Raw genomic sequence first — 24,458 nt, 5'->3', positions numbered from 1 at the left:
CCGAACCGGGCGTCCGGCGGCGGCGCGCGGACCGGCCTGGGACGATGTCGCCATGTCACCGAGTGAGCCGCCTGCCGCCAACCCCGTCGCCGGCCTGGCCCGGGAAGTCGAAGAATTCGTCGCCGCCGGCGGCTGGGAGCAGCCGCCGCAGCTGTTCGCCCTGGTGCCGACCGCGGCGCTGCTCGACGAGCAGCCGGAGCTGGCGGGCCAGCTCGACCGGTCGAGCCCGCTGACGCCGGTCGCGCAGGAGGCGCTGCCCGAAGGCGACCTGGCCGAATCGCTCGGCCGGATCGCCTGGCCGGAGATCGTCGTGGGCTGTGCGCTGGCGCAGGAGATCATCGTCCTGCCGCCGGACGTCGAGGCCGAGCTGCCGGGACTGGCGGAGGCCGACGCCGGCCGCCTGCGCCGGGCCGCGGCGGACCACCCGCGACGCACCGAGGCCCGGCTCGTCGCGGCCGTGCTGCGTGAAGGCGACGCCGCGTGCGTCATGCGCCTGCGCGGCGCGCTCCCCGGTGCCCCCGAAGGTGAGGACGAGGCCGTCGACGAGATCGTCGAGAGCCCGGACCTGGCCCCGAATCTGCTCGAAGCGCTCAAGGCCACGCTGATGCCCTGACCGGCTTCGTGCTCGCACCGTCCGGAGCGGGGGACTCCTGCTGAAGGCGCTCCGCTCCGGACGGGCGTCAGCACTCGGCCGTCCTTCAGCAGTGGGTGGTCGGGCGGCCGGCCTTGAGGTTCTCCAATTGGGTCAGCGCGTCGTCCAGAGTGGACACCTTGATCAGGTTGAGCCCGTCCGGCCGGGCCGACACCGCCTCGGCGCAGTTGTGCTCCGGGACCAGGAAGTCGGTGGCCCCGGCCTCGCGCGCACCCACGACCTTGAACGAGATGCCGCCGATCGGCCCGACCACGCCCGTCTCGCTGATCTCGCCGGTGCCGGCGATGTGCTTCCCGCCGGCCAGATCGGCCTCGGGCTTGCCCGGCGGGGTGAGGCGGTCGATGATCGCCAGGGTGAACATCAGGCCCGCCGACGGGCCACCGACGTCCTGCAGCGAGATGCCGACGTCGAACGACGCCACGGCGTGGTCCGAGGCGGTCAGGCCGAGGAAGCCCTGCGCGCGGTCGGACCGCTGCGAGAGCGTGATCGGCACGGTCCGGACCGGCTGGCCCTCGGCCTGGAACGAGACCGGCACGGACTGGCCGGGCTTGGTCGAGGTCAGCGCGGCGGCCACGTCCGTGGCCTCGGTGACCGTCTTGCCGTTGACGGTGACCAGCTTGTCGCCGGGGGCGAGCACGTGGTCGGCCGGGCTGCCGGAGACGATCGTCCGGGCCACGACCTCGACCGGGTAGCCGAGGTGGCGCAGGGCGGCGACCTGGGCGTTGCTCTGCGAGTCCTGCAGTTGCTGGATGTTCTCCTGCTTGACCTGCTCGTTGGTCTCGCCGGGCTTGTAGTACTCCTCGCGCGGCGCGAGCGCGTAGCGGCCGCTGGCCCAGAGGCCGAGCGCGGTGAAGAGGTTGAGGCCGTCGTTGAGCGAGACCGTGGTCATCCGCAGCTCGCCGGTCGTCGGGAAGGTCGGCTTCCCGTTGACCTGGATCACCGCGTTGCCGGCCGCGTCGCGACCGAGCGTGTCGTAGGTCGGTCCCGGGCTGATCGCCACGTACGGCACCTGGACCAGGAAACCGACAACGACGAACACCAGGAACAACGCGCCGCTGACCAGCAGGGTCCAGCCGCGGCGGGTCAGCCGCCGCTCGGTGCGGGCCCGCTCCCGCGGCGGCTCGCTCCGGCTGTTCTCGGTCGCGGTCTCCTCGTCGGGTTTGGTCACGTGCGACAGCGTACGGTGACGGTGTTCGCTTCACGGTTAAGCCCACGGTTGACGCGCTGAGACGGGTCTGACCCGCGTACGGTGGACCCATGAGCAAACCCCCGTTCGGTTTCGGATCGCCCGATCCCGACAAGCGAGGCGACAACGACCCCTCGGAGCAGCCGACCGGCCCCGAGGCCTTCAACCAGCTCGGGCAGATGCTGAGCCAGCTGGGCCAGATGCTCAGCCAGGCGGGCACTTCGAGCGGGCCGGTCAACTACGACCTGGCGAAGCAGATCGCGCTGCAGAACCTGAGTGGCAGCGAAGACGGCAAGATCGGTTTCTCGTCGTCCGGCGCCGCCGGGGACTCCTCCACGGCCGTGCGCGACGCCGCGCACCTGGCGGAGCTGTGGCTCGACGCCGCGACCATCCTGCCCGCGGGCGCGACCTCCACGGTCGCCTGGTCCGCGCGCGCCTGGGTGGAGAAGACCTTGCCCACCTGGCAGCGGCTGTGCGACCCGGTCGCGCAGCAGGTTTCCGGCGCGTGGATGCACGCGCTGCCCGAGGAGGCCAAGCAGGCCGCCGGGCCACTGCTGTCCATGATGGGGCAGATGGGCGGGATGGCCTTCGGCTCCCAGCTCGGCAACGCGCTGGCGCAGCTCGCGCAGGAGGTGCTGACCTCCACGGAGGTTGGTCTGCCGCTGGGCCCCGCCGCGACGTCCGCGCTGCTGCCGGCCAACATCGAGAAGTTCACCGAGGGCCTGGAGCTGCCGAGCAGCGAGGTGCTGGTGTTCCTCGCCGCGCGTGAGGCCGCGCACCAGCGTTTGTTCGCGCACGTGCCGTGGCTGCGCCAGCGGCTGCTGGCCACTGTGGAGGAATTCGCCCGCGGGATCACTGTGGACACTTCGGCGCTGGAGTCGCTGGCCGGCCAGATCGACCCGTCGAACCCGGCGAGCATCGAGGAGGCCATGTCCTCGGGCCTGCTGGAGCCGCAGACCACACCGGAGCAGCAGGCGGCGCTGAAGCGCCTGGAGACGCTGCTCGCCCTGGTCGAGGGCTGGGTGGACGTCGTGGTCGCCGAGGCGATCGGCGACCGCCTCCCCGGCGCCGAAGCACTGCGCGAAACCCTCCGCCGCCGCCGCGCGACGGGCGGCCCGGCCGAGCAGACCTTCGCCACCCTCGTCGGCCTGGAACTGCGCCCCCGCCGCATGCGCGCGGCGTCCTCCCTGTGGAACCTTGTGGGCGAACGCCACGGCATCGAAAAGCGCGACGGCCTCTGGTCCCACCCGGACCTCATGCCGACCGCCGAGGACCTGGACGAACCCCTGGACTTCGCCGACCGCCTCGCCGAACCGGCCACCCTCCCGCACGACCTGGACCCGATCGCGGAGCTGGAGAAGACCGAGCGCAAGGAGCAGGAAGCCCGGGACCGCGCGAACCCCCCGGCCTCGGACACGACGCCCTCGGACACGACGGGTTCCGGGCCTTCAGTCTCTTCGGGTTCCGGGCCTTCGGGTTCCTCGCCTTCCGGACCTTCGGATTCTTCGGGTTCCTCGCCGTCGGGGCCTTCGAGCTCCTCGTCTTCGGACCCGTCGAGCCAGGACCACCCGTCCGATCCCGCCCCGGACTCCGGCAAGGACGAGGGACCCAGCCCCTCGAACTGACCACTCCGATCCGCCGCCCAGCTCCCCGCCAGGCGGCGGATCCCTTTACGCCCCAGTCCACTCAGGACAATCCGACCGACCCGGGCACGTAGCCGGACCATCAAGACCGGGCAACCCCCCTACTCCGGCGAACGAGCTCCGGCAATCCAGCCCGCGCCCCACGGCCCCGATCACCCCGGCGAAGCGAACCGGTCCCACGATCGACACCCGGCCAGCGACCTCGAACCCATCGCCCCAGCAGCCAGCAACTCCGGCCACGACGCTCACGCGTCCATGCCCACCCCAGCAGTCAGACCCGCTCCGCCATTCACACCGGCTACACCCACTCCGCCGGTCGTGGCGGCCTCAGCTGCACCCACTCCACCGGCTCATATCGCCCTCACCTGAGACCCACTCCATCGGCCGTGTCGATCTCGTCTGCACCCACTCCACCGGCTAACTCGATCTCAGTCGTCCGTAGCGATCCCCCAGCCCGCCGCCGCGGACAGCCCCTCCAGGTAGCCCATGGCCCGCTCGGTCTTCGGGTAACGGTTGACCAGTGCCCAGAACGCCGGGTCGTGACCGGGCTCGCGGAGGTGGGCCAGCTCGTGGACCAGGACATAGTCCAGGACCCACGGCGGGACCCGCTGGAGCCGGTCGCTCACGCGGATCGTGGCGTCGACCGGTGTGCAGGACGCCCAGCGCGTGCGCATGGGTGGCACCCAGCGCACGCTGGCGGGCAGCGCCTTGCCGTCGAGGTACCTCGACGCCAGCAGGGCGCATCGGGCCAGCAGCGCTTCGTCCGACGCCTTCGGTGGCGCCCCCTTCCTGGGCTCGGAGCGCTGGAGTTTGCGCTCCATCTCCGCGACCCAGTGCTTCTCTTCCGCACGGGTCATCCGCGCCGGAATGAGCACCACCAGGGTGTCGTCGTTCCAGTACGCGGTGACCGTGCGGTGCCGGCGCTGGCTGCGCCGCACCTCGACCTTGTGTTCAGGAGTGTCCGATGGGGGGCTCGCTGCCCCCTCGCCCCTCAGCGAGGGCATCCGTGCTTCGACCACACGACAACGGTAAGGCCAGCCACCGACAACTCCGAGATCCGAACGGTCACAGGCCCGAGTTGTCCACAACTGGACCTTCCTGTGGATAACTCGCCCTTCCGCCGAGGCTGCCCGCCGCGCGGGTGCCAAGCTGACCGGCATGATCTTGTCCGCAGTCCCACCACCAGATGTACTCCTCCCGGCGTACCCGATCCTGCTCCCCGGTCTCCACCTGCTCGAACGAGGCGGCGACGAGGTCCAGCTCGGCCTCGACCCGCGTCACGGCATGGTGGTGGCCGGCCTGCCGCCGAACGTCGTCGACCGCGTGCGTGGGCTCGACGGCAAACACGGTGTCGAGGCGATCCTGCTCGCCGAGAGCGAACATCGGGACCAGCTCCGGCTGCTGCTCAAGCAGTTGACGGCGCTGGGCCTCGTCACGGAGGCACCCACCGCGGCCGCACGCCGCATCGAGACCGGCCTGTGGTCGCTGCGCGCCCGTCACCACCAGACCGCGCTGACCGAGCGAAGGCGGCACAGCGTCGTCACCGTCCGGGGTGATGGGCGGCTGGCCGTCGCGGTCGCGCTGCTGCTCGCGAACGCCGGCGTCGGGCACATCGATCTGCGGATGAAGGGCACGGTGACCGAGTCCGACCTCGGCTCCGGGCTCACCGCAGCGGAGCTCGGGCTGCCCCGCCGGCGGGCGCTCGCGGACGTCCTCGCGCGCGTGGCCCCGGACGTCGTCACCACCCGCAACCACAGCGGGCGCGCGCCCGACCTCGTCCTGCTGACCGACGCCGTCGTCACTCCGCCGGAGGAGGTCGCGGAGCTGATGGAAGCCGGCATCACCCACCTGCCCGCCCGGGTGCGCGACGGCACGGGCGTCGTCGGCCCACTGGTCTCGCCCGGCCGAAGCACCTGCCTGCGCTGCTGCGACCTGCACCGGACCGACCTCGACCCGGCGTGGCCACGCGTCGCGAGCCAGCTCGTCGGGTACGTCCAGCGGCCCGACCTCGGTGCGATCCAGGCCTGCGCCGCGCTGGCCGTCGCGCAGGCCATGCGCGTGCTGTCGCCGAGCCTCGAACCCCCACCGACCTGGAACACCACCTTGGAGCTCGACGCGTTCGAGGGCCGGCTGCACCACCGTTACTGGGAGCCACATCCGGACTGCACTTGTGGCGCTCCGTGCGTACTGCGGGAGACGTAGCCCACAGACACGGCGTCGACGGGCTGCGGAGGCCGTCTCGTCCAAGGCAGAATCTCCAGTGTGACCGACTTCGACGACCGCCCAGGAGACAGCGAACCCGCACTGCCGCGTCGAGGTGCCGCCCGCACCGCGAAACTGGCCAGTCTCCCGCTGGGGATTGCCGGACGCGCCGTGGGCGGGTGGGGAAAGCGGCTCGCCGGGCAGAGCGCGGAGCAGGTCAGTGCCACGCTGTCGGCCAAGGCGGCCGAGCAGCTGTTCGAGGTGCTGGGCACGCTCAAGGGCGGCGCGATGAAGTTCGGCCAGGCCCTGAGCGTGTTCGAGGCCGCGGTGCCCGACGAGATGGCCAAGCCGTACCGGGAAGCGCTGACCAAGCTGCAGACGGCCGCGCCGCCGATGTCCGCGCGGCAGACCCACCGGGTGCTGGCCGAGCAACTGGGGCGGACGTGGGAGGGCCGGTTCTCGGCCTTCGACGACGAGCCGGCCGCGTCCGCGAGCATCGGCCAGGTCCACCGCGCGACCTGGCACGACGGCCGCGAGGTGGCGGTCAAGGTCCAGTACCCGGGGGCCGACGACGCCCTGCGCAGCGATTTGCGCCAGCTCCAGCGGTTCAGCCGGCTGTTCCAGGCGTTCGTGCCCGGCACCGAGGTCAAACCGCTCCTGGCCGAGCTGGCCGAACGGATGGACGAGGAGCTCGACTACCTCGCAGAGGCGGACAACCAGCGAGCTTTCGCGAAGGCGTTCGAAGGGGACCCGGCGTTCCTCATCCCGCGCGTCGTGGCCAGCGCACCGAAGGTCGTGGTGAGCGAGTGGGTGACCGGCACCCCGCTGTCCCGCGTGATCGCCGACGCCGACCAGGAGACCCGCAACCTGGCCGGCCGGCTGCTCATGGAGTTCCACTACTCGTCGCCGGCGCGGGCCCACCTGCTGCACTCCGACCCGCACCCGGGCAACTTCATGCTCGCCGAAGACGGCCGCCTGTGCGTGATGGACTTCGGCGGTGTCTCGAAGCTGCCCCACGGCATCCCCCGCCACCTGGGCGAGATGACCCGGCTCGCCCTCGACGGCCAGTCCGACGAGCTCATGCGCCTGCTCCGGGAGAACCGCTTCATCCGCGGGGACTCGGACCTCACCGCCGGTGAGGTGCTGGCCTACCTTTCGCCGTTCACGGAGCCGCTGGCCACGCCCACTTTCCACTTCACCCGCCGCTGGATGCAGCGGCAGGCGGGCCGGGTCGGAGACTCCCGTGGCCACGACTTCCACGTCGGCCGTTCGCTGAACCTGCCGCCGGAGTACCTGATGATCCACCGGGTCACGGCGGGCTCCACCGGCATCCTCTGCCAGCTCGATGCCGAGGTACCGGCGCGGGGCATCGTGGAGCGCTGGCAGCCCGGGTTTGCCGCCTGAGTTGTCCACAGGCAAGCGCGGGAAGCAGACCCGAAGCCGGAGTTATCCACAGATTGGTGTGATCGGTTCCACCCGGATGGCCGAGCGGTCATGCTCGACTCATGGCGATCACAGAAAGCGCAGGAGCGCTGGCCCTCAGTGACACCGCGTGTGGTGTGCTGACCAGCAGGCAGCTACGCAGTGCCGGGGTTTCGGCCCGGAGAGCCGCGCGGCTGTCCGGTCCCGGCGGTCCGTGGCGAAGGCTGTATCCCGGGGTGTTCCTCCTGCACGACACCCCGCCGACCCGGCGCCAGCTACTGCACGCGGCGATGAGCCGGCACGGTCACGAGGCGGTGATCACGGGGGTGGACGCGCTCCGGGCCCACGGCGTCCATCGCCCGCTCACCGAGCAGGTTCACCTGCTGGTCCCGCACTACCGGCGCATGGCGCCCGACGCAGGCGTGCTCACCTGCCGCACAGCCCGGATGCCCGAGCCCGTGACGATCGACGGGCTGCCTTTCGCACCGGTCGCGCGCGCGGCCCTGGACCTGGCGCGCCGGGAGCCGAACCCGTCCGTCGTCGAGCAGCTGGTGACGCTGCCGTTGTACTGGGGCCTGGCCGATCGCGCGGAGCTGATGGCCGAGCTGGACGCGGGTAACCAGCGCGGCTCGGCGACCGTCCGCACGATCCTGCGCAATCTCGACGAGCGCGACACCTTCGCCCACGGCTTGGCGGCGAAGGTGCTTCGCGGCACTCCCCTGCCGGCTCCGATGTGGAACGTCGCCGTCTGCGACCGTCGCGGCCGCCGCATCGGCACGGCCGACGCCTGGTGGGACGAGGTCGGTCTCGCCTGGCGCTACCTGACCGGTGTCGGCGTCGGCGACTTCACGCACTTGGCCCTGACCGCGACCGGGACCATTTTGGCCCGCTGCACGATCCAGCAGCTACTCGACCATCCGGGTGAGGTCGGCCGCGAGCTGATCAGCGCCTATACGCAGGCTGCGCGCACGCCGCGGCCGAAGGTGCGCGCGGTGCACCACGTGGGGACCGCGGCGTGAGAGCGCTTCTCTTGACGTGGCTTCGAGCGATGGCGGCGGACCTGGTCGAGCGCGGGCGTTTCCCTGCTACCAGTACTCGTCGGGGAGTTTGGCCTCGATGTCTCGGACGTGGTCACGCGCACAGGGTGGGCAGAGCCAGCGCTCTCGTCCGTCTTCCCTGGTGGAGACCCAGGACAGGGCAGCCAGCGCGTCCGGCTCGGCGACCCGGGCGCGACCACAGCGGGAGCAGGTGGCTTCCGGTCCGGTCACGGACGGCGTCCACAGTGGATGGTCTTGGCCCCGAGCAGGTAGAGGTCCTGGCGGGCGCCGACGAAATGGGGGCCGGTCCGGTCGAGGAGGGTGTCGACCGTGGCCAGGTCGTCGGCGGTGAGGTGACCGCCGGCGAACTCGCGGAGGCGGCCGAGGCGGTTGACCACGTAGTCCGCGAGCGATTCCGGGCCCGGCGACGGGTGGTGGACGAGCGCGCCGAACGAGTCGACTTCGGTGAGACCCGCGCGGTCCAAGGCGGTGGACCAGCCGTAGGGCATGGGGACGGCACCGTCGATGCCTTCACGCATCCCGATGAACCACTCGGCCTGCGCGGCCAGCATCCGGTTCTCCAGCCCAGGCCGTCCGATCCCCAGATCCCACGGCAGGCAACGGAAGTCGAGCCCGCCCTCGGCCAGCGCGACGAGGCCGCCGGGCTTCGCCACCGCCGCGACCGCGCCGACCGCGGCCTGCTGGTCCGCCAGGTGGTGCACCACGTGCGACGCCCAGACGAGATCCGCCGAAGGCACCGCGTGCGCCAAGCCGGTGTCGGCGAGGTCCCCGAGAACCGCGCGGATCTCGACGGACCCGCGGCCGTCCGAGGCCACGTGCAGATCGGCTGCCGAGTTCGCCGCACGCTCAGCCTCTTCGAGCAACGCCGGGGTCGCGTCCACGAGGACGATCACACCACCGGAAAGGCTGCCGAGTTCGCGGGCGAAGTGCGCGCTCATACCGCCCGCGCCACAACCGAGGTCGACGATCGTCGGCCTCGGCGGCAAGCCCGCGACGAGTCGCCGCGCGACCGCAGTCATCGCGACAGCGTCGAGAGCATCGGCCGCTCGCAACAGGGCAAGACGGTCCGCCCAGTCAATGTGGTCATGCGTATGTCCAGACACACTCTCATTGAACACCAGCAGCCAACTCCCCAGCCGACCTTCGACGGCCGCGGCTGCACCGCGGCGCTTCAGTCACGAACCGGCCGAGGGCGGCGCCGGACGAGCACCGCCCCACCATCGCCGCGAACCGCTCACGAGCGGCGCTCAGCACGCCTCGTCCACCCGGTCCCGGGCAGCGCCGGGCGAACACGGCTATGCCCCGGCCGTGAGCGGGTCACGGCCGGGGCGGAAGTACTGGAGACGCCGAGGGCCCGGAGGGCCGGCCGGGAAGACCGGCCCTCCGGCGGCTCAGCGCACGTCCCGGTACCGCTCGGCGCGGTCGGCGGCCCAGCGGGCCACCCGCGACCACCGGTGCTCGGCTCGGGCCCGGCGCCACGGGCGCTGGACCGCGAACTCGTGCTCGAGCTGCCGTATTCGGGCTCTGGACAGTTCTTCGTAGAGCAACATTTCACTCGGCTCCTGGATCTTGATCTGCTTCAGCTGCGGATGGGCGCGGTCGGTATCGGTACGCGCTTCGTAATCCCTGGTGGTGATGGGTTCGACGATCATGCGGCGGCACTCCTGGCTGCGGCGGCGGGCTCGAGTGCGGCGTTCTTGCGCGGACGTCCGCGGGGACGCTTGCGCGCGATGACGGCACCACGCTCGAAGATCTCGCCACCCCAGACCCCCCACGGCTCGCGCCGGGCGAGTGCTCCCGAGAGGCAGGCCGTGCGGACCGGGCAGTCGGCGCAGAGCGACTTGGCGCGCTCGAGCTCTGCGGGCGACTCGGCGAACCAGAGGTCCGCGTCGCGCGATCGGCAGGGGAGGTCGAGTTCCGGGGCGGCGATCCCGTCGAGCAGATCGCCGATACCGACGTCGAACCCGTCGGTTAAGGCCCCCTCGGCGAGGGCGATGGCCGAAGACATTTCCGTGCTCCTTGTGGTCGAGGCGGTTTTGGCGGGATGGGTGATCGAACTGGACAACTTGTTCCTTGCGGTTGTGCAGCCACAAAAACACGAAGGCCGCGGATCCGGTTACCGGTTCCGCGGCCTTCGTGAGCCTCTAGTCCTGACTAGGTCAGGAACTTCGCTCCCGTATGGACAACGGAACACGGAACTGCTTGATGGTCGGCAGATCGGCATCAACCTGCGGGTACGCGCCGATGACGGCAGCGGCCTTGACGAGGTCGATTCCGAAGGTGGCCTGGGTGCGCTCGACGCGGCGCGGGCCGAACTGAGCGTGAACGCTCGCGGACACACCGGTACCCTGGCGCGGGGCGGCCGAGACTCCGCAGGCCGAAGCTCCGCAGAGGGACAGACCGGTGCCAGAGTTCATGAGCTTCATGTTGCTGATCATTTCACCGGCACCGCCTTTCACTGTCCGGACGTGCTCCGCCTGAGGCGGTACTCGTCGCAGGGATCCCCAGACCGGGCGCTTCCCGCCCGGGTACCAGCAGATTATTGCCCCTCGCACACGGGGGCAACTTATTTTCCCGAAATCTCACCGAAGCTACGAAGATCGCCTTCGAGCAGCGGGTTCGCCGCACCGATCAAGGTGCGAACGCGGTCAAGAGCGCGTCGCGGCGCGGACGACGTCGAGGACCTCCGCGCCGAAGCGCTCCAGCTTAGTCGCGCCGATGCCGGAGATCGACACGAGTGCCCCGTCGTCGGTCGGCCGCTGCTCGGCGATGGCCATCAGGGTGGCGTCGGTGAACACCACGAACGCGGGCACCTTCAGCTCCCGCGAACGCTCACCGCGCCAGGCCTTCAGCTTTTCGAGCAGCCCTTCATCCACAGTGGACGGGCAGCGCGAGCACCGGCCGAGCTTGACCTCCATGGTCTCCAGCAGCGGGCCGCCGCACAGCCGGCACCGCGCCGTCACCCCGGCCGGCGGCTTGCCCTGCGAACGCGCGATGCGGGCGGCCGGGTGGTCCTCGGGGATCAGCCCGTAGAGGAACCGGCTGCGGCGGCGGTTGCGGCGGCCGCCCGGCGTGCGCGAAAGGGACCACGAGAGCGACAGGTGCTCGCGGGCCCGGGTGACGCCGACGTAGAAGAGCCTTCGCTCCTCCTCGATCGACGCCTCGTCGTCACCGGCGTGGAGGATCGGCATGGTGCCCTCGGACAGGCCGACCAGGAAGACCGCGTCCCACTCCAGGCCCTTCGCCGCGTGCAGCGAGGCGAGGGTGACCCCCTCCACCGTCGGCGGGTGCTGGGCGGCAGCCCGCTGTTCGAGCTCCGCGACGAAGCGGGGCAGGTCGGCTTCGGCCACGGTCGCGGACAGCTCCTCGGCGAGCTCGACGATGGCGAGCAGCGCGTCCCACCGCTCCTTCGCCGCCCCGCCCGCCGGTGGCTGCTCGGTGAGACCGACCTTGGCCAGCGCCGAGCGAACGGCGGTGACCAGGTCCGGACCGGTGGGGTCACCCGAGGCGACCCGCAGCGCCGACATCGCCTGCCGCACCTCGGCCCGGGCGAAGAACCGCTCACCGCCGCGGACCAGGTACGGGATGCCGGCTTCGGTGAGCGCCTGCTCGTAGGCCTCGGACTGGGCGTTGATCCGGAAGAGCACGGCGATCTCGCTGGCCGGCGCTCCGCCGTCGAGCAGTTCGCGCACCCGGCGGGCGGCGGCCGCGGCCTCGGCCGCCTCGTCCTCGTACTCGGCGAAGCGGGGCTCCGGACCCGGGGGACGCTGGCCGACCAGCTTGAGCCGCGACCCGGCCGGGCGGCCACGCGCCGCCCCGATCACCTGGTTGGCCAGCGAAACGACCTGCGGCGTCGACCGGTAGTCGCGCTCGAGGCGGATCACCGTCGCCTCCGGGAAGCGCCGGGTGAACTCCAGCAGCGGGCGCGGGGAGGCGCCACCGAAGGAGTAGATGGTCTGGTTGGCGTCGCCGACCACGGTGAGGTCGTCACGGCCGCCGAGCCAGGCGTCGAGCAGGCGCTGCTGCAGCGGCGTGACGTCCTGGTACTCGTCGACCACGAAGCAGCGGTAGCGGTCGCGGAACTCGGCGGCGACGGCCTGGTGCTCCTCCAGCACGGCGGTGGTGTGCAGCAGGAGGTCGTCGAAGTCGAGGAGCTGGGCGGAGTTCTTGATCTCCTCGTACTGCCGGTAGACCTCCGCGACCTGCGCGGCGGGTGCGGGGGTGTCGCGCTGGGTGCGCGCGGCAACGGCCGGGTAGTCCTCCGGGGAGACCAGCGAGGCCTTGCTCCACTCGATCTCGCTGGAGAGGTCGCGCAGCACCTCGGTCTCCGTGCTCAGCCGGACCCGGGTGGCGGCCTGGGCGACGAGGCGGAACTTGTTGTCGAGCAGGTCCCACGGCCGGTCGCCGATCACGCGCGGCCAGAAGTAGCGGAGCTGGCGGCGGGCGGCGGCGTGGAAGGTCAGCGCCTGCGCCGCGTCGACGCCGAGACCGCGCAACCGGGTGCGCATCTCCCCCGCCGCGCGGGTGGTGAAGGTGACCGCGAGCACCTGCCCGGCGGACACGTGACCGGCCGCGACCAGGTGCGCGATGCGGTGCGTGATCGTGCGGGTCTTGCCCGTGCCCGCCCCGGCGAGGACGCAGACGGGCCCGCGCGGGGCGGACGCGGCGGCCCGCTGCTCGGGGTCGAGCCCGTCGAGCAGACCCGGACGACGTTTTTCCGACGATGCGCTGACCACCCCGCGATCCTCGCAGAGGGGGCCGACGGATTCGTGGCCGGGCACGCGGCCGTATCCTGGTCAGATGGCGGGAAAGCAGGACAAGGAAGCGGCCAAGCTGGCCAAGAAGGAGAAGCGCGCGGCCAGCAAGGCCCGGCGCGGGCAGCTCTTCGAAGCGTTCAAGATGCAGCGCAAAGAGGATCCGCTGCTCATCCCCTGGATGGCCGGCTCGATCATCGTCGTCGCCGGCGTGCTGTTCGGTGTGGGCTTCATCTTCGACATCCAGTGGGCGCTGCTCCCGCTGGGCATCGTGCTGGGCATTCTGCTCGCCGTGATCATCTTCGGGCGCCGGGTGCAGCGCACGGTCTACTCGAAGGCCGACGGGCAGCCGGGCGCGGCGGCCTGGGCGCTGGAGAACCTCCGGGGCCGCTGGAAGGTGACGCCGACGGTGGCCGCCACCACGCAGCTCGACGCCGTGCACCGCGTGCTCGGCGGGCCGGGTGTCATCCTCGTGGCCGAGGGCGCTCCGCACCGGGTCAAGACGCTGCTCGCGCAGGAGAAGAAGCGCGTTTCGCGGCTGGTGGGCGACACCCCGATCTACGACCTGACCATCGGGCACGAAGAGAACCAGGTCCCGCTCAAGAAGCTTCAGAGCCACCTGATGAAGCTGCCCCGCAACCTCAAGCCGAACCAGGTGGACGCCCTCGAGGCGAAGCTCGCCGCCCTCGGCAACCGCGGCGCGGCCATGCCGAAGGGCCCGATGCCGGCCGGCGCGAAGATGCGGAACGTGCAGCGCACCATCCGCCGTCGCTGAGTTGCCCGGCCGTCGAGGTGCTCAGCCGCTGAACGTGAAAGAAGGCCCCCGCGGTTTCGCGGGGGCCTTCTTCACGTCCGTGTCCGGACCGATCCGGGCTCAGCGCATCCGGACGACGACGGTGCCGGTGAGCCGGTCGAGCCAGCTTCGGCCGTCGACGTTGCGGACCGCGGCCGGGATGATCACCACGGTGAGCACCATGCGGACCGCCGCGCGCCCGAGGCCGACCAGGGACGCGCCGTCGAGACGGGCCACCCGGATGCCGAACATGCCCATCGCGGGGGTGAAGCCGAAGAACGCGGCCGACACCGTGCTGATCGCGGCCCAGACCACGCCCGACCACAGGTTGAACGTCTGCATCACGGCCGCGTCCTGCAGGTCGTAGCGGACGAAGATGGCCGTGACCAGGGAAGCGAGCACGAGGTCGACGATCAGGGCCAGCAGCCGCGAGCCCCCGCCCGCGGCGGAGCCCACGCCGGACTCGGGCAGGCCGAGCCGCTCCCCGCGCCAGCGCGGTGCCTGCTGATCGGCGGTCGCGGGGCCGTCACCGGCGCCCGGCAGCCATTCACCCGTCCATCTAGCCACCCGTCCAGGGTATGCCGGTGGCGCGCACCACGTCCGACCTGGTCGACTACCCGGTGTCCACCGACCCGTTAACACCCGCGAAACATTCGGGTGACGGTCGGGCAACACCGCGCTTTTAGCGTGAGCCGAAGAGAGTACTGCCGAGCGAGCTCGATCGAAGAAGGAGTCACCGAGGGTGCCCACTACTCCAGACGATATTCAGCGCCTCATCGCCGACGAGAACGTAGAGGTCGTCGACGTCAGGTTCTGCGACCTGCCGGGCGTGATGCAGCACTTCACGGTACCCGCGAAGGCTTTCACGGAAGAGGCTTACGAAGAAGGCCTCGCGTTCGACGGCTCCTCGGTCCGCGGCTTCCAGTCGATCCACGAGTCCGACATGCTGCTCCTGCCGGACCCCGAGACGGCTCGCATCGACCCGTTCCGCAAGGCGAAGACGCTCTCGCTGAACTTCTTCGTGCACGACCCCTTCACCCGCGAAGCCTACAGCCGCGACCCGCGCAACATCGCGCGCAAGGCCGAGCAGTACATCGCGGAGTACGGCGTCGCCGACAACGTCTTCTTCGGCCCCGAAGCCGAGTTCTACATCTTCGACTCGGTGCGCTTCGACTCGGCCGAGCACGCCTCGTTCCACGAGATCGACTCGGTCGAGGGCTGGTGGAACACCGGCGCCGACGAGATCGGCGGCAACCAGGGGTACAAGACGAAGTTCAAGGGCGGCTACTTCCCCGTCCCGCCGGTCGACCACTTCGCCGATCTGCGCGACGACATCGTCCGCAACCTTGAAGGCTCCGGCTTCGAGATCGAGCGCGCGCACCACGAGGTGGGCACCGCCGGCCAGACCGAGATCAACTACAAGTTCAACACGCTGCTGCACGCGGCCGACGACCTGCAGTTGTTCAAGTACATCGTGAAGAACACGGTCTTCGCCCAGGGCAAGACCGCCACGTTCATGCCGAAGCCGCTCGCCGGCGACAACGGCTCGGGCATGCACTGCCACCAGTCGCTGTGGAAGGACGGCCAGCCGCTGTTCCACGACGAGTCCGGCTACGCGGGCCTGTCCGACACGGCGCGCCACTACATCGGCGGCCTGCTGCGGCACGCCCCGAGCCTGCTGGCCTTCACCAACCCGACGGTGAACTCCTACCACCGCCTGGTGCCGGGCTTCGAGGCGCCGGTCTCGCTGGTGTACTCGCAGCGCAACCGCTCGGCCTGCGTCCGCATCCCGATCACGGGCAACAACCCGAAGGCCAAGCGGGCCGAGTTCCGCTGCCCGGACTCCTCGGGCAACCCGTACCTGGCGTTCTCCGCGATGATGATGGCCGGTCTGGACGGGATCAAGAACAAGATCGAGCCGCCGGAGCCCATCGACAAGGACCTCTACGAGCTGCCGCCCGAGGAGGCCAAGAACGTCAAGCTGGTCCCCGGCGACCTGGGCACGGTGCTCGAAACCCTCGAAGCCGACCACGACTACCTGCTGGAGGGCGGGGTCTTCACGCCCGACGTGATCGACACCTGGATCTCCTACAAGCGTGAGAACGAGATCGACCCGCTGCGGCTGCGCCCGCACCCGTACGAGTTCTCGCTGTACTACGACGTGTGATCGACCGCCGCTCGTCGCGGCGTCCCGGGAACGGGGCGGTGGCTGTGGGGAACACCCCCCGGCCTCCGCCCCGTTCTTCGCGTTGTCCCCCGGCGTTGCCGCAGGTGCCGCGGCCGGGGAATCTCGGCGCGTCACTCCGTGGTCGAGAGCACCTTGAGGTCCAGCCCGGCGCGTTCGAAGTGTCCTCGCGGGTCGGCCACGAGCTTGCGCAGCCGCAGGTCCATCACGCCCAGCGTGCACTTGATCTCGGCCGACAGCGTGCCGTCCAGCTTGAAGATCTGCGAGGTCATCCAGAAGACCTTGCCCTCCCCGAACGTCGTGTCGCAGGTGACGTCCACGACGTCGCCGCCGCGCAGTTCGCGCCGGTAGACGATGTTCGATTCGAGCAGGACCGGGGCCCGGTGGTCCTCGCCGACGCGCGCGTCGCCCGCCGCTTCGAAGGCTTCGAGCCGCGCGACCTCGCCGTAGGAGTGGTACACGGCCTGGTTCACGTGCCCGAGCGCGTCGAGCTCGTACTGCCGCACTTTGAGCCGGGTCCGGAAGGGTTCGCGATCAGTCACGGGACCCAGACTAGTTCTCGTAGAACAGTTCCTCGACCACGGCGTGCGCGCGCCGCGTCACCCGGCGGTAGTGGTCGAGGAACTCGCCGGGGTCGTCGTCCGGGGAGTAGCCGAACACCCGCGCCACGGCGGCCAGGTCACGGCCCGAGCTGGGCACCTCGTCCACGGCCTTGCCCCGCACCAGCATCCCGGCGTTGCGCACGCGCGTGGCCAGCAGCCACGCCTCCCGCAGCGACTCGGCCGACCCCTCGGGCGCCAGCCCGGCGTCCGCCAGCGCGGTGAGGCCGTCGAGCGTGGACGTGGTGCGCAGGCCCGGGACTTCGTGAGCGTGCTGGAGCTGTAGCAGCTGTACGGTCCACTCGACGTCCGCGAGCCCGCCGCGGCCGAGCTTGGTGTGCCGCGTGGGATCGGCGCCTCGGGGCATCCGCTCGGTCTCGACCCGCACCTTGATCCGCCGGATCTCCCGGGCGTTCTTCGCGTCCAGCCCGCCCTCGGGATAGCGGACCGGGTCGATCATCCGGATGAACCGCTCACCCAGGTCGTCGTCACCGGCCACGAAACGGGCTCGCAGCAAGGCTTGTGCTTCCCACACCTCGCCCCAGCGCGTGTAGTACGCGCGGTACGACTCGAGTGTGCGGACCAGGGCACCGCTGCGTCCTTCCGGCCGCAGGTCCGCGTCGACGACCAGCGCGGGGTCCGAACTCGGCGCGCCCAGCATCTTCCGCACGGTCTCGGCCACCGAGGACGCGAACTTCACGGCCTCGGAGTCCGAAACGCCTTCGGCGGGCTCGCAGACGAACAGCACGTCGGCGTCCGAGCCGTAGCCCAGCTCCGCCCCGCCGAGGCGGCCCATGGCGATGACGGCCACGGTCGCCGGCGTGCGGCCCAGCTCCGCCTGCCGTTGCCGGTACGCGGCGGCCAGCGCGCCCTGCAGCACCGCGACCCAGATGCTCGACAGCGCCGCGCACACGGCCGGAACATCCAGCAGCCCCAACAGGTCCGCGCTCGCGACGCGCAACAGCTCGTGCCGCCGCAGCGAGCGGGCCGCGGCCACCGCAGCGTTGATACCGGGCTGACGGCGGACGGTCGCGCGCAATGATTTGGCGACGTCCGCGGGGTCGCGGCCGATCAGCCGCGCCGGGTCGCCGAGCAGTTGCAGCACCTCCGGCGCTCGCACCAGCAGGTCCGGCACCAGCCGCGAGGTGCCGAGGAGGAAGGCCAGCCGCTCGACCACGGTGCCCTCGTCCCGCAGCACCCGCAGGTACCACGGCGTCTCCTCCAGCGCCTCCGACACCTTGCGGTAGGAAAGCAGCCCGCCGTCGGGGTCCGGGGTGTCGGCCAGGAGGTCGAGCAGGACCGGGAGCAGCGCCTGCTGAATGGCCGCGCGGCGCGAGACACCGGCGGTCAGGGCCTTGATGTGCTGCAACGCGCCTTCCGGAGCCGCGAAACCGAGCGCGGCCAGCCGGCTGGCCGCCTGTTTCGTGGTCAGCCGCAGCGCTTCCGTCGGCACGTTGGCCACCGACTGCAGCAACGGGCGGTAGAACAGCTTCTCGTGCAGCCGCCGGACGCTCTTGGCGTGCCGGCGGAACTCGGCCAGCAGCGTCTCGCCCTGGCTGCGCCCCCGCACCCCGCGGATCCCGCAGGCCCGCGCCAGGATCCGCAGCTCGTCGGTGTCGGTGAACTCCGGGAACAGGTGCGTCCGCCGAAGCTGGCGCAGTTGCAGCCGGTGCTCGACGGTGCGCAGGAACTCGTACGAGCCCGCCATTTCGGCCGCGTCCTCACGACCGACGTAACCGCCGTGGCCGAGGGCGTCCAGTGCCTCCAGAGTGGACGTCGAGTGCAGTTCCGGGTCGATGCGGCCGTGCACGAGCTGTAGCAGTTGCACGGCGAACTCGACGTCGCGCAGCCCGCCGCGGCCCAGCTTCAGCTCGCGCTCGCGGTGCTCCTCCGGCAGGTGACGCTCCACCCGCCGGCGCATCTGCTGGACCTCGGTGACGAAGTTCTCGCGGTCGGCCGCCGACCAGACCATCGGCGCGACCATCTCGGCGTACTGCCGTCCCAGTTCGGCGTCGCCGGCCACCGGGCGCGCCTTCAGCAGGGCCTGGAACTCCCAGGTCTTCGCCCACTTCCGGTAGTACGCGGTGTGGCCTTCCAGCGTGCGGACGAGCGCGCCGCTCTTGCCCTCGGGCCGCAGCGCCGCGTCGACCTCGAAGCAGGCCTTGCCGACCACGCGCATCATCGTGCTGGCCAGCCGGGTCGCGATCGAAAGATCACCCGCGCCGACGAAGATCACGTCGACGTCGCTGACGTAGTTCAGCTCCCGGCCGCCGGTCTTGCCCATCGCGATCACCGCGAGCGAGCCCTCGGTCCCGGCGCCGACCTCCGTCTCGGCCACCGCGAGCCCGGCGGTCAGCGCGGCCTCGGCGAGTACCGTCAGCTGGCTGCCGACGTCCTTGAACGGCGGGTGGTCGAGCCCGGGCTCCACCAGGTGCCCGAGGTCGGTGGCCGCGATGCCCAGCAGCAGCCCGCGGTACGCCGCGCGCAACGCCTGTTCGGCGGCGAAACCGGTGAGGTACGCGCCGTCCTCGCCGCGCACCCGGTCCAGCAGCCGCTCGGTGAACTGCGCGGGCTCGGTGCACCGGCTGTTGACCAGGCAGCGCCATTCGGCGGGGTGCGCCGCGAGGAAGTCGGACAGCGCGGTCGACGTGCCGAGGACGGCGAACAGCCGGCCGCGGAACGTGCGGTTCTCCCGCAGCGTCCGGTCGAGCTCGGGCCAGGCTTCTTCGTCGGCCTCACGGAGGCGATCGAGACCGCGGAGCGCGAGGTCCGGATCGGCGGCGCGCGAGAGCGCGGCCAGGAGGTCGGTGACACCCTCGGCCGGGCCCGTGGCCTCCCACCAGCCCGCCGCCCGCAACTGCCCGTCGGCCCGGGTGTCGGTGAAGCCGTACCTGGCCGCCGATGCGGCCGTCCGCGCGCGCTCTGCCATCACGACCACCGTAGCCGGATCAGACGCGGCCGAGCAGCCGGGCGCGCGAGGAGTTCGCCACGCGTTCAGGCAGCGAGGCGTTCCGGTTCCGGGCCGGGGGCCGAGGGCTCCGGGACCGTGAAGCTGTGTGCCGTGACGGGCTTGCGTCGCGAGAGCAGGTAGATCCCGACGCCGAAGGCGACACCGGCCAGGCCGACGCCGATCGTCCCCACCTCGCCGAGGGAGGCGAGCTTCCCGGCCGCCGCACCGACCACGGCCGCCGCGGGCAGCGTGAAGAGCCAGGCGACGACCATCCGGCCCGCCATCCGCCAGCGGACCGGCGCCTCACGCCGTCCGACGCCGGAGCCGATGATTCCGCCGGAGCACACGTGCGTGGTCGACAGCGGGAAACCGAAGTGCGAGGACAGCAGGATCACCGCAGCGCTGCTCGTCTGCGCCGCGAAGCCCTGCGGGCCCTCGATGTCGGTCAGGCCCTTGCCCAGGGTGTGCGTGATCCGCCAGCCGCCGAGGTACGTGCCGAGCGCGAGCGCGGACGCGGCACTGACGATCACCCACACCGGCGGCGCCGAGCCGGCCGGGAGGCTGCCCGCGGTGACCAGCGTCAGCGTGATCACCCCCATGGTCTTCTGCGCGTCGTTGGTGCCGTGCGCCAGTGAAACGAGCGAAGCCGAGATGATCTGGCCGACGCGGAAGCCGCGGCTGCCCCGCCTGCGCACGAAGAGCCGGTACACCAGGTAGGTCGTCCCGGCGGCCACGAGCCCGGCGATCACCGGCGACGCCGCCGCCGGGACCAGGACCTTGTCCACGATCTTGGCGAAGTGCACGGAGTCGGCGCCCGCGGAAACCCAGGTGGCGCCGATCAGCCCGCCGAACAGCGCGTGCGAGGAGCTGGACGGGAGCCCGACGTACCAGGTGAACAGGTTCCACGCGATCGCGCCGATCAGGCCGCCGAAGACGATCTCAGGGCCGATCTTGGTTTCGTCCACCAGACCGCTGGAGATCGTCTTCGCCACCTCGACCGAGAGGAAGGCGCCGACCAGGTTGAGCACGGCCGAGATCGCCACCGCGACTTTCGGCCGCAGCGCTCCCGTGGCGATGGACGTGGCCATCGAATTCGCCGTGTCGTGGAAACCGTTCGTGAAATCGAAAACCAGCGCCGTGACGATCACGACGACAACCAGCAACGAGGGGTCCACCCCGACCTCCGAGCCCTACGGGAACACCTCCCGCAAGGTACCTGACCGATCGGGTGAATCGTTAACGCGCCGTAAGTGATGTGGACATCAGGCATCAAGCCAGCGGTAACCGGTGTTGACTCTTCGCCGCAGCATCCAGCTCCCCCGCGGCCAAGCGGACGAACCGCGCCGCGAACGGCCGCCAGCTCTCTTCGAGGTCCACGTGCACGGCAGTCAGCTTTTCCGGCGTCAGCGCGCCCGGACGGGTGAGTTCCGCCATCTCCGGTGACGATTCGGCCCACGCGAGCACGACGTCCGGCGTGGTCTCGATGTGGAACTGGATCCCGTAGGCGCAGCGGTTCAGCCGGAAAGCCTGGTTCTGGTACCGCGGCGCCGACACCAGCAGCTCGGCGCCCGCCGGCAGGCGCCGGATCACGTCGTTGTGGAACTGCAGGACGTCCGGCATCAGCGGGAGCTCGGCGCACAGCGGGTCGGTCCAGGCCGCGTCCTTCTTGGACACCAGCCCGGGCCCGACCTCCGGCCCGTCTTCCCCGACGGTCACCTCTCCCCCGGTGGCCACCGCGAGCAACTGGGCGCCCAGGCAGATCGCGAGCGTCGGCACCGCGGTCGCCGCGGCGGTGCTCAGCAGTCTCCGGACATCGACGAGCCAGGGATGCTGCTGGTCATCGAGCGCACCCATCCCGCCACCGAGGCAGACCAAGCCAGCGTAACCGTCGAGGCTGGCCGGCAGTTCCTGCCCGGGCGGGAGCCGTACGTCCAGCTCGGCTCCGGCCTCGGTGAGCCAGTCGCCGAGCCGGCCGAGCGGATCGCTGACGTCGGGTTGGATGATCAGCAGACGAGTCACGAGTTCCAGGGTACGGAGGACAGCACGAGACCGGTCAACAGGCGCGGCATGGGCCCATAGAACTGTGCCTGGGCCTCGGAGCTTCAAAGAGACCTGGATATAGCAGTAGGGCCCCGGGAGGACGGGTGGTGTCCTCGACCGGGGCCCTACTGCTGTTTCATGTTAAGTTCGGCGGTGTCCTACTCTCCCACAACCCTTCGGTTGCAGTACCATCGGCGCTTCCAGGCTTAGCTTCCGGGTTCGGAATGGGACCGGGCGTTTCCCTGGGGCTATGACCACCGAAACACTGTAAAACAACACACACCCACCACCCATATTCTTCTGGTGGTGTCGGGTGTGGTGTTTCAGAGCTGTAGAGTGGATGCGTAACATCTTCGTGGGCAAGTCCTCGGCCTATTAGTACCAGTCAACTCGACAACACATTACTGTGCTTCCATTTCTGGCCTATCAACCCAATGGTCTGTTGGGGGCCTTAACCCACACGGGGTGGGATACCTCATCTTGGAACAGGCTTCCCGCTTAGATGCCTTCAGCGGTTATCCCTTCCGAACGTGGCCAACCAGCCATGCCCCTGGCGGGACAACTGGCACACCAGAGGTTCGTCCGTCCCGGTCCTCTCGTACTAGGGACAGCCTTCCTCAAGTATCCTACGCGCGCGGCGGATAGGGACCGAACTGTCTCACGACGTTCTAAACCCAGCTCGCGTGCCGCTTTAATGGGCGAACAGCCCAACCCTTGGGACCTACTCCGGCCCCAGGATGCGACGAGCCGACATCGAGGTGCCAAACCATGCCGTCGATATGGACTCTTGGGCAAGATCAGCCTGTTATCCCCGGGGTACCTTTTATCCGTTGAGCGACACCCCTTCCACCAGGTGGTGCCGGATCACTAGTCCCGACTTTCGTCCCTGCTCGACATGTCTGTCTCACAGTCAAGCTCCCTTGTGCACTTGCACTCAACACCTGATTGCCAACCAGGCTGAGGGAACCTTTGGGCGCCTCCGTTACTCTTTAGGAGGCAACCGCCCCAGTTAAACTACCCATCAGGCACTGTCCCTGAACCAGATCATGGTCCGAGGTTGAGATTCCCAATTCGACCAGAGTGGTATTTCAACAACGACTCCACCACCACTAGCGTGACAGCTTCACAGTCTCCCACCTATCCTACACAAGCCGAACCGAAAACCAATACCAAACTATAGTAAAGGTCCCGGGGTCTTTCCGTCCTGCCGCGCGTAACGAGCATCTTTACTCGTAGTGCAATTTCGCCGGGCCTGTGGTTGAGACAGCCGGAAAGTCGTTACGCCATTCGTGCAGGTCGGAACTTACCCGACAAGGAATTTCGCTACCTTAGGATGGTTATAGTTACCACCGCCGTTTACTGGCGCTTAAATTCTCAGCTTCACCCCCCGAAAGGAGTTAACCGGTCCTCTTAACGTTCCAGCACCGGGCAGGCGTCAGTCCATATACATCGTCTTGCGACTTCGCATGGACCTGTGTTTTTAGTAAACAGTCGCTTTCCGCTGGTCTCTGCGGCCACCCACCCCTAGCCCGTCAAGAGCTTCAGGATGTTTGGCCCCCCTTCTCCCGAAGTTACGGGGGCATTTTGCCGAGTTCCTTAACCACAGTTCACCCGATCGCCTTAGTATTCTCTACCTGACCACCTGTGTTGGTTTGGGGTACGGGCCGTGCATGCACTCACTAGAGGCTTTTCTCGGCAGCATAGGATCACTCTACTTCACCTCAAACGGCTACGCATCACGTCTCAGAGTATCTAAAGCACGGATTTGCCTATGCTTTCTCCTACACGCTTACACCAGGACAACCAACGCCTGGCGGAGCTACCTTCCTGCGTCACCCCATCGCTTGACTACTACGAAATCAGGTCCCACGCTCCACACGACACCTCCGTCCGAAGACATCAGCGCCGGCTTCGGGTGGTTAGTATCAAACGCCTCGTCATGGGCGCACATGCTCGGGTACGGGAATATCAACCCGTTGTCCATCGACTACGCCTGTCGGCCTCGCCTTAGGTCCCGACTTACCCTGGGCGGATTAGCCTGGCCCAGGAACCCTTGGTCATCCGGCGGCAGAGTTTCTCACTCTGCATTCGCTACTCATGCCTGCATTCTCACTCCCACACCCTCCACGACTCGTTCACACGGCCGCTTCCCTGGATGCAGGACGCTCCCCTACCCATCAACACGACTACACAACCCCCTCAAGGAAGGTCGCGGATCTCCTGTGTCAATGACACAGCTTCGGCGGTGTGCTTAAGCCCCGCTACATTGTCGGCGCAGGACCACTTGACCAGTGAGCTATTACGCACTCTTTCAAGGGTGGCTGCTTCTAAGCCAACCTCCTGGTTGTCTGGGCAATCCCACATCCTTTCCCACTGAGCACACACTTAGGGGCCTTAGCTGGTGTTCTGGGCTGTTTCCCTCTCGACGACGAAGCTTATCCCCCGCCGTCTCACTGCCACACTCTCACACCACGGTATTCGGAGTTTGGTTGATTTCGGTAACCCGGTAAGGCCCCTAGACCATCCAGTAGCTCTACCCCCGTAGTGAAACATGTGACGCTGCCACCTAAATGCATTTCGGGGAGAACCAGCTATCACGGAGTTTGATTGGCCTTTCACCCCTACCCACAGCTCATCCCCTCAGTTTTCAACCTAAGTGGGTTCGGGCCTCCACGACGTCTTACCGTCGCTTCACCCTGGCCATGGGTAGATCACTCCGCTTCGGGTTAGACCACGCGACTATGTTCGCCCTGTTCAGACTCGCTTTCGCTACGGCTACCCAACACGGGTTAACCTCGCCACGCAGCACTAACTCGCAGGCTCATTCTTCAAAAGGCACGCCATCACCGTAACGTCTCACAACGTGCTCGGGCTCTGACGGCTTGTAGGGCACACGGTTTCAGGTACTCTTTCACTCCCTCCCGGGGTACTTTTCATCTTTACCTCATGGGTTACTAGTCCGCTATCGGTCTTC

At 69.2% G+C, this 24,458-nt stretch carries 19 protein-coding genes and 2 rRNA genes; 7 read left to right on the top strand and 14 right to left on the bottom strand.

Translation table 11 applies throughout. The annotated features are described in order from the left end of the window. Positions 1-52 precede the first annotated feature (52 nt). On the top strand, positions 53-613 hold the full coding sequence (locus NYF13_RS33700) for a PPA1309 family protein (protein WP_315662011.1): 561 nt from the start codon (positions 53-55) through the stop codon (positions 611-613). An 85-nt stretch (positions 614-698) separates the two neighbouring features. Here the strand turns inward: NYF13_RS33700 and NYF13_RS33695 are convergent, their stop codons facing one another. Next, positions 699-1,718 (bottom strand): PDZ domain-containing protein, encoded by a 1,020-nt coding sequence (locus NYF13_RS33695; RefSeq protein ID WP_396287853.1) that lies wholly within the window; start codon positions 1,716-1,718, stop codon positions 699-701. 191 nt (positions 1,719-1,909) lie between these two features. Here NYF13_RS33695 and NYF13_RS33690 point away from each other — a divergent pair, with 191 nt between their 5' ends. Continuing rightward, the gene (locus tag NYF13_RS33690; protein WP_315662007.1) at positions 1,910-3,463 is read left to right on the top strand and encodes a zinc-dependent metalloprotease; all 1,554 of its coding nucleotides are present in this window, start codon (positions 1,910-1,912) and stop codon (positions 3,461-3,463) included. A gap of 446 nt (positions 3,464-3,909) precedes the next feature. Here NYF13_RS33690 and NYF13_RS33685 read toward each other — a convergent pair whose 3' ends face one another. Next, a complete protein-coding gene (locus tag NYF13_RS33685; RefSeq protein WP_315662005.1) occupies positions 3,910-4,419 on the bottom strand; it encodes a M48 family metallopeptidase in 510 nt (169 codons plus the stop codon). A 220-nt stretch (positions 4,420-4,639) separates the two neighbouring features. Here NYF13_RS33685 and NYF13_RS33680 point away from each other — a divergent pair, with 220 nt between their 5' ends. The 3 genes from NYF13_RS33680 (at position 4,640) to NYF13_RS33670 (ending at position 8,124) form a co-directional block, all read left to right on the top strand. Then, the gene (locus NYF13_RS33680; protein ID WP_315662004.1) at positions 4,640-5,683 is read left to right on the top strand and encodes a ThiF family adenylyltransferase; all 1,044 of its coding nucleotides are present in this window, start codon (positions 4,640-4,642) and stop codon (positions 5,681-5,683) included. 60 nt (positions 5,684-5,743) lie between these two features. After that, positions 5,744-7,087 carry an AarF/ABC1/UbiB kinase family protein gene (locus tag NYF13_RS33675; RefSeq protein WP_315662002.1) on the top strand — a complete coding sequence of 448 codons (1,344 nt, stop codon included), beginning with the start codon at positions 5,744-5,746 and terminating at the stop codon, positions 7,085-7,087. Positions 7,088-7,188: 101 nt separating this feature from the next. Beyond that, complete coding sequence (locus tag NYF13_RS33670) at positions 7,189-8,124, top strand: hypothetical protein (protein WP_315662000.1); 936 nt, start codon at positions 7,189-7,191, stop codon at positions 8,122-8,124. Positions 8,125-8,369: 245 nt separating this feature from the next. On the opposite strand, the gene NYF13_RS33660 is transcribed toward NYF13_RS33670, so the two are convergent. The 5 genes from NYF13_RS33660 to NYF13_RS33640 form a co-directional block, all read right to left on the bottom strand. Further along, complete coding sequence (locus NYF13_RS33660; protein ID WP_315661997.1) at positions 8,370-9,266, bottom strand: methyltransferase domain-containing protein; 897 nt, start codon at positions 9,264-9,266, stop codon at positions 8,370-8,372. Between the two features lie 288 nt (positions 9,267-9,554). Next, positions 9,555-9,815: a hypothetical protein gene (locus NYF13_RS33655; RefSeq protein WP_315661995.1), complete on the bottom strand. Its 261-nt coding sequence runs from the start codon at positions 9,813-9,815 to the stop codon at positions 9,555-9,557. Continuing rightward, positions 9,812-10,171, bottom strand: coding sequence for a WhiB family transcriptional regulator (locus tag NYF13_RS33650; protein WP_315661994.1), 360 nt, complete (start codon positions 10,169-10,171; stop codon positions 9,812-9,814). The genes NYF13_RS33655 and NYF13_RS33650 overlap by 4 nt, the downstream gene beginning before the upstream one ends. Positions 10,172-10,322: 151 nt before the next feature. Then, positions 10,323-10,601, bottom strand: a complete 279-nt coding sequence (locus tag NYF13_RS33645; RefSeq protein WP_315661992.1) for a hypothetical protein — start codon at positions 10,599-10,601, stop codon at positions 10,323-10,325. A 210-nt stretch (positions 10,602-10,811) separates the two neighbouring features. Then, a complete protein-coding gene (locus tag NYF13_RS33640; protein ID WP_315661990.1) occupies positions 10,812-12,899 on the bottom strand; it encodes an ATP-dependent DNA helicase UvrD2 in 2,088 nt (695 codons plus the stop codon). A gap of 64 nt (positions 12,900-12,963) precedes the next feature. On the opposite strand from NYF13_RS33640, the gene NYF13_RS33635 reads away from it, so the two are divergent. Further along, positions 12,964-13,692 (top strand): DUF4191 domain-containing protein, encoded by a 729-nt coding sequence (locus NYF13_RS33635; protein ID WP_315661988.1) that lies wholly within the window; start codon positions 12,964-12,966, stop codon positions 13,690-13,692. 99 nt (positions 13,693-13,791) lie between these two features. On the opposite strand, the gene NYF13_RS33630 is transcribed toward NYF13_RS33635, so the two are convergent. Then, positions 13,792-14,277: an RDD family protein gene (locus tag NYF13_RS33630; RefSeq protein ID WP_315661986.1), complete on the bottom strand. Its 486-nt coding sequence runs from the start codon at positions 14,275-14,277 to the stop codon at positions 13,792-13,794. 175 nt (positions 14,278-14,452) lie between these two features. On the opposite strand from NYF13_RS33630, the gene glnA reads away from it, so the two are divergent. Continuing rightward, positions 14,453-15,877, top strand: a complete 1,425-nt coding sequence (glnA, locus tag NYF13_RS33625) for a type I glutamate--ammonia ligase (protein WP_315661985.1) — start codon at positions 14,453-14,455, stop codon at positions 15,875-15,877. 131 nt (positions 15,878-16,008) lie between these two features. Here glnA and NYF13_RS33620 read toward each other — a convergent pair whose 3' ends face one another. The 6 genes from NYF13_RS33620 to NYF13_RS33595 form a co-directional block, all read right to left on the bottom strand. After that, entirely contained in the window at positions 16,009-16,437 is a 429-nt protein-coding gene (locus NYF13_RS33620; RefSeq protein WP_315661984.1) for an acyl-CoA thioesterase, read from the bottom strand. 10 nt (positions 16,438-16,447) lie between these two features. Further along, positions 16,448-19,423, bottom strand: a complete 2,976-nt coding sequence (locus NYF13_RS33615) for a bifunctional [glutamine synthetase] adenylyltransferase/[glutamine synthetase]-adenylyl-L-tyrosine phosphorylase (protein ID WP_315661983.1) — start codon at positions 19,421-19,423, stop codon at positions 16,448-16,450. A 65-nt stretch (positions 19,424-19,488) separates the two neighbouring features. Beyond that, positions 19,489-20,619: an inorganic phosphate transporter gene (locus NYF13_RS33610; RefSeq protein WP_315661981.1), complete on the bottom strand. Its 1,131-nt coding sequence runs from the start codon at positions 20,617-20,619 to the stop codon at positions 19,489-19,491. Positions 20,620-20,713: 94 nt separating this feature from the next. Then, positions 20,714-21,463, bottom strand: coding sequence for a type 1 glutamine amidotransferase (locus NYF13_RS33605; protein WP_315661980.1), 750 nt, complete (start codon positions 21,461-21,463; stop codon positions 20,714-20,716). 166 nt (positions 21,464-21,629) lie between these two features. Next, positions 21,630-21,746, bottom strand: a 5S ribosomal RNA gene (gene rrf, locus NYF13_RS33600). Between the two features lie 93 nt (positions 21,747-21,839). Next, positions 21,840-24,458: ribosomal RNA gene (locus tag NYF13_RS33595) — 23S ribosomal RNA — on the bottom strand; the annotation flags it as partial.

It is taken from the genome of Amycolatopsis sp. PS_44_ISF1, assembly GCF_032335455.1.
Classification (GTDB): Bacteria; Actinomycetota; Actinomycetes; order Mycobacteriales; family Pseudonocardiaceae; genus Amycolatopsis.
This window is presented reverse-complemented; position numbering and strand designations above follow the sequence as displayed.

What these genes read in the sequence shown, in the direction of transcription:
- NYF13_RS33700 (WP_315662011.1), top strand. Translation starts at nt 53, where the DNA reads ATGTCACCGAGTGAGCCGCCTGCCGCCAACCCCGTCGCCGGCCTGGCC.
- NYF13_RS33690 (WP_315662007.1), top strand. Translation starts at nt 1,910, where the DNA reads ATGAGCAAACCCCCGTTCGGTTTCGGATCGCCCGATCCCGACAAGCGA.
- NYF13_RS33680 (WP_315662004.1), top strand. Translation starts at nt 4,640, where the DNA reads ATGATCTTGTCCGCAGTCCCACCACCAGATGTACTCCTCCCGGCGTAC.
- NYF13_RS33670 (WP_315662000.1), top strand. Translation starts at nt 7,189, where the DNA reads ATGGCGATCACAGAAAGCGCAGGAGCGCTGGCCCTCAGTGACACCGCG.
- NYF13_RS33655 (WP_315661995.1), bottom strand. Translation starts at nt 9,815, where the DNA reads ATGATCGTCGAACCCATCACCACCAGGGATTACGAAGCGCGTACCGAT.
- NYF13_RS33650 (WP_315661994.1), bottom strand. Translation starts at nt 10,171, where the DNA reads ATGTCTTCGGCCATCGCCCTCGCCGAGGGGGCCTTAACCGACGGGTTC.
- NYF13_RS33645 (WP_315661992.1), bottom strand. Translation starts at nt 10,601, where the DNA reads ATGATCAGCAACATGAAGCTCATGAACTCTGGCACCGGTCTGTCCCTC.
- NYF13_RS33635 (WP_315661988.1), top strand. Translation starts at nt 12,964, where the DNA reads ATGGCGGGAAAGCAGGACAAGGAAGCGGCCAAGCTGGCCAAGAAGGAG.
- NYF13_RS33615 (WP_315661983.1), bottom strand. Translation starts at nt 19,423, where the DNA reads ATGGCAGAGCGCGCGCGGACGGCCGCATCGGCGGCCAGGTACGGCTTC.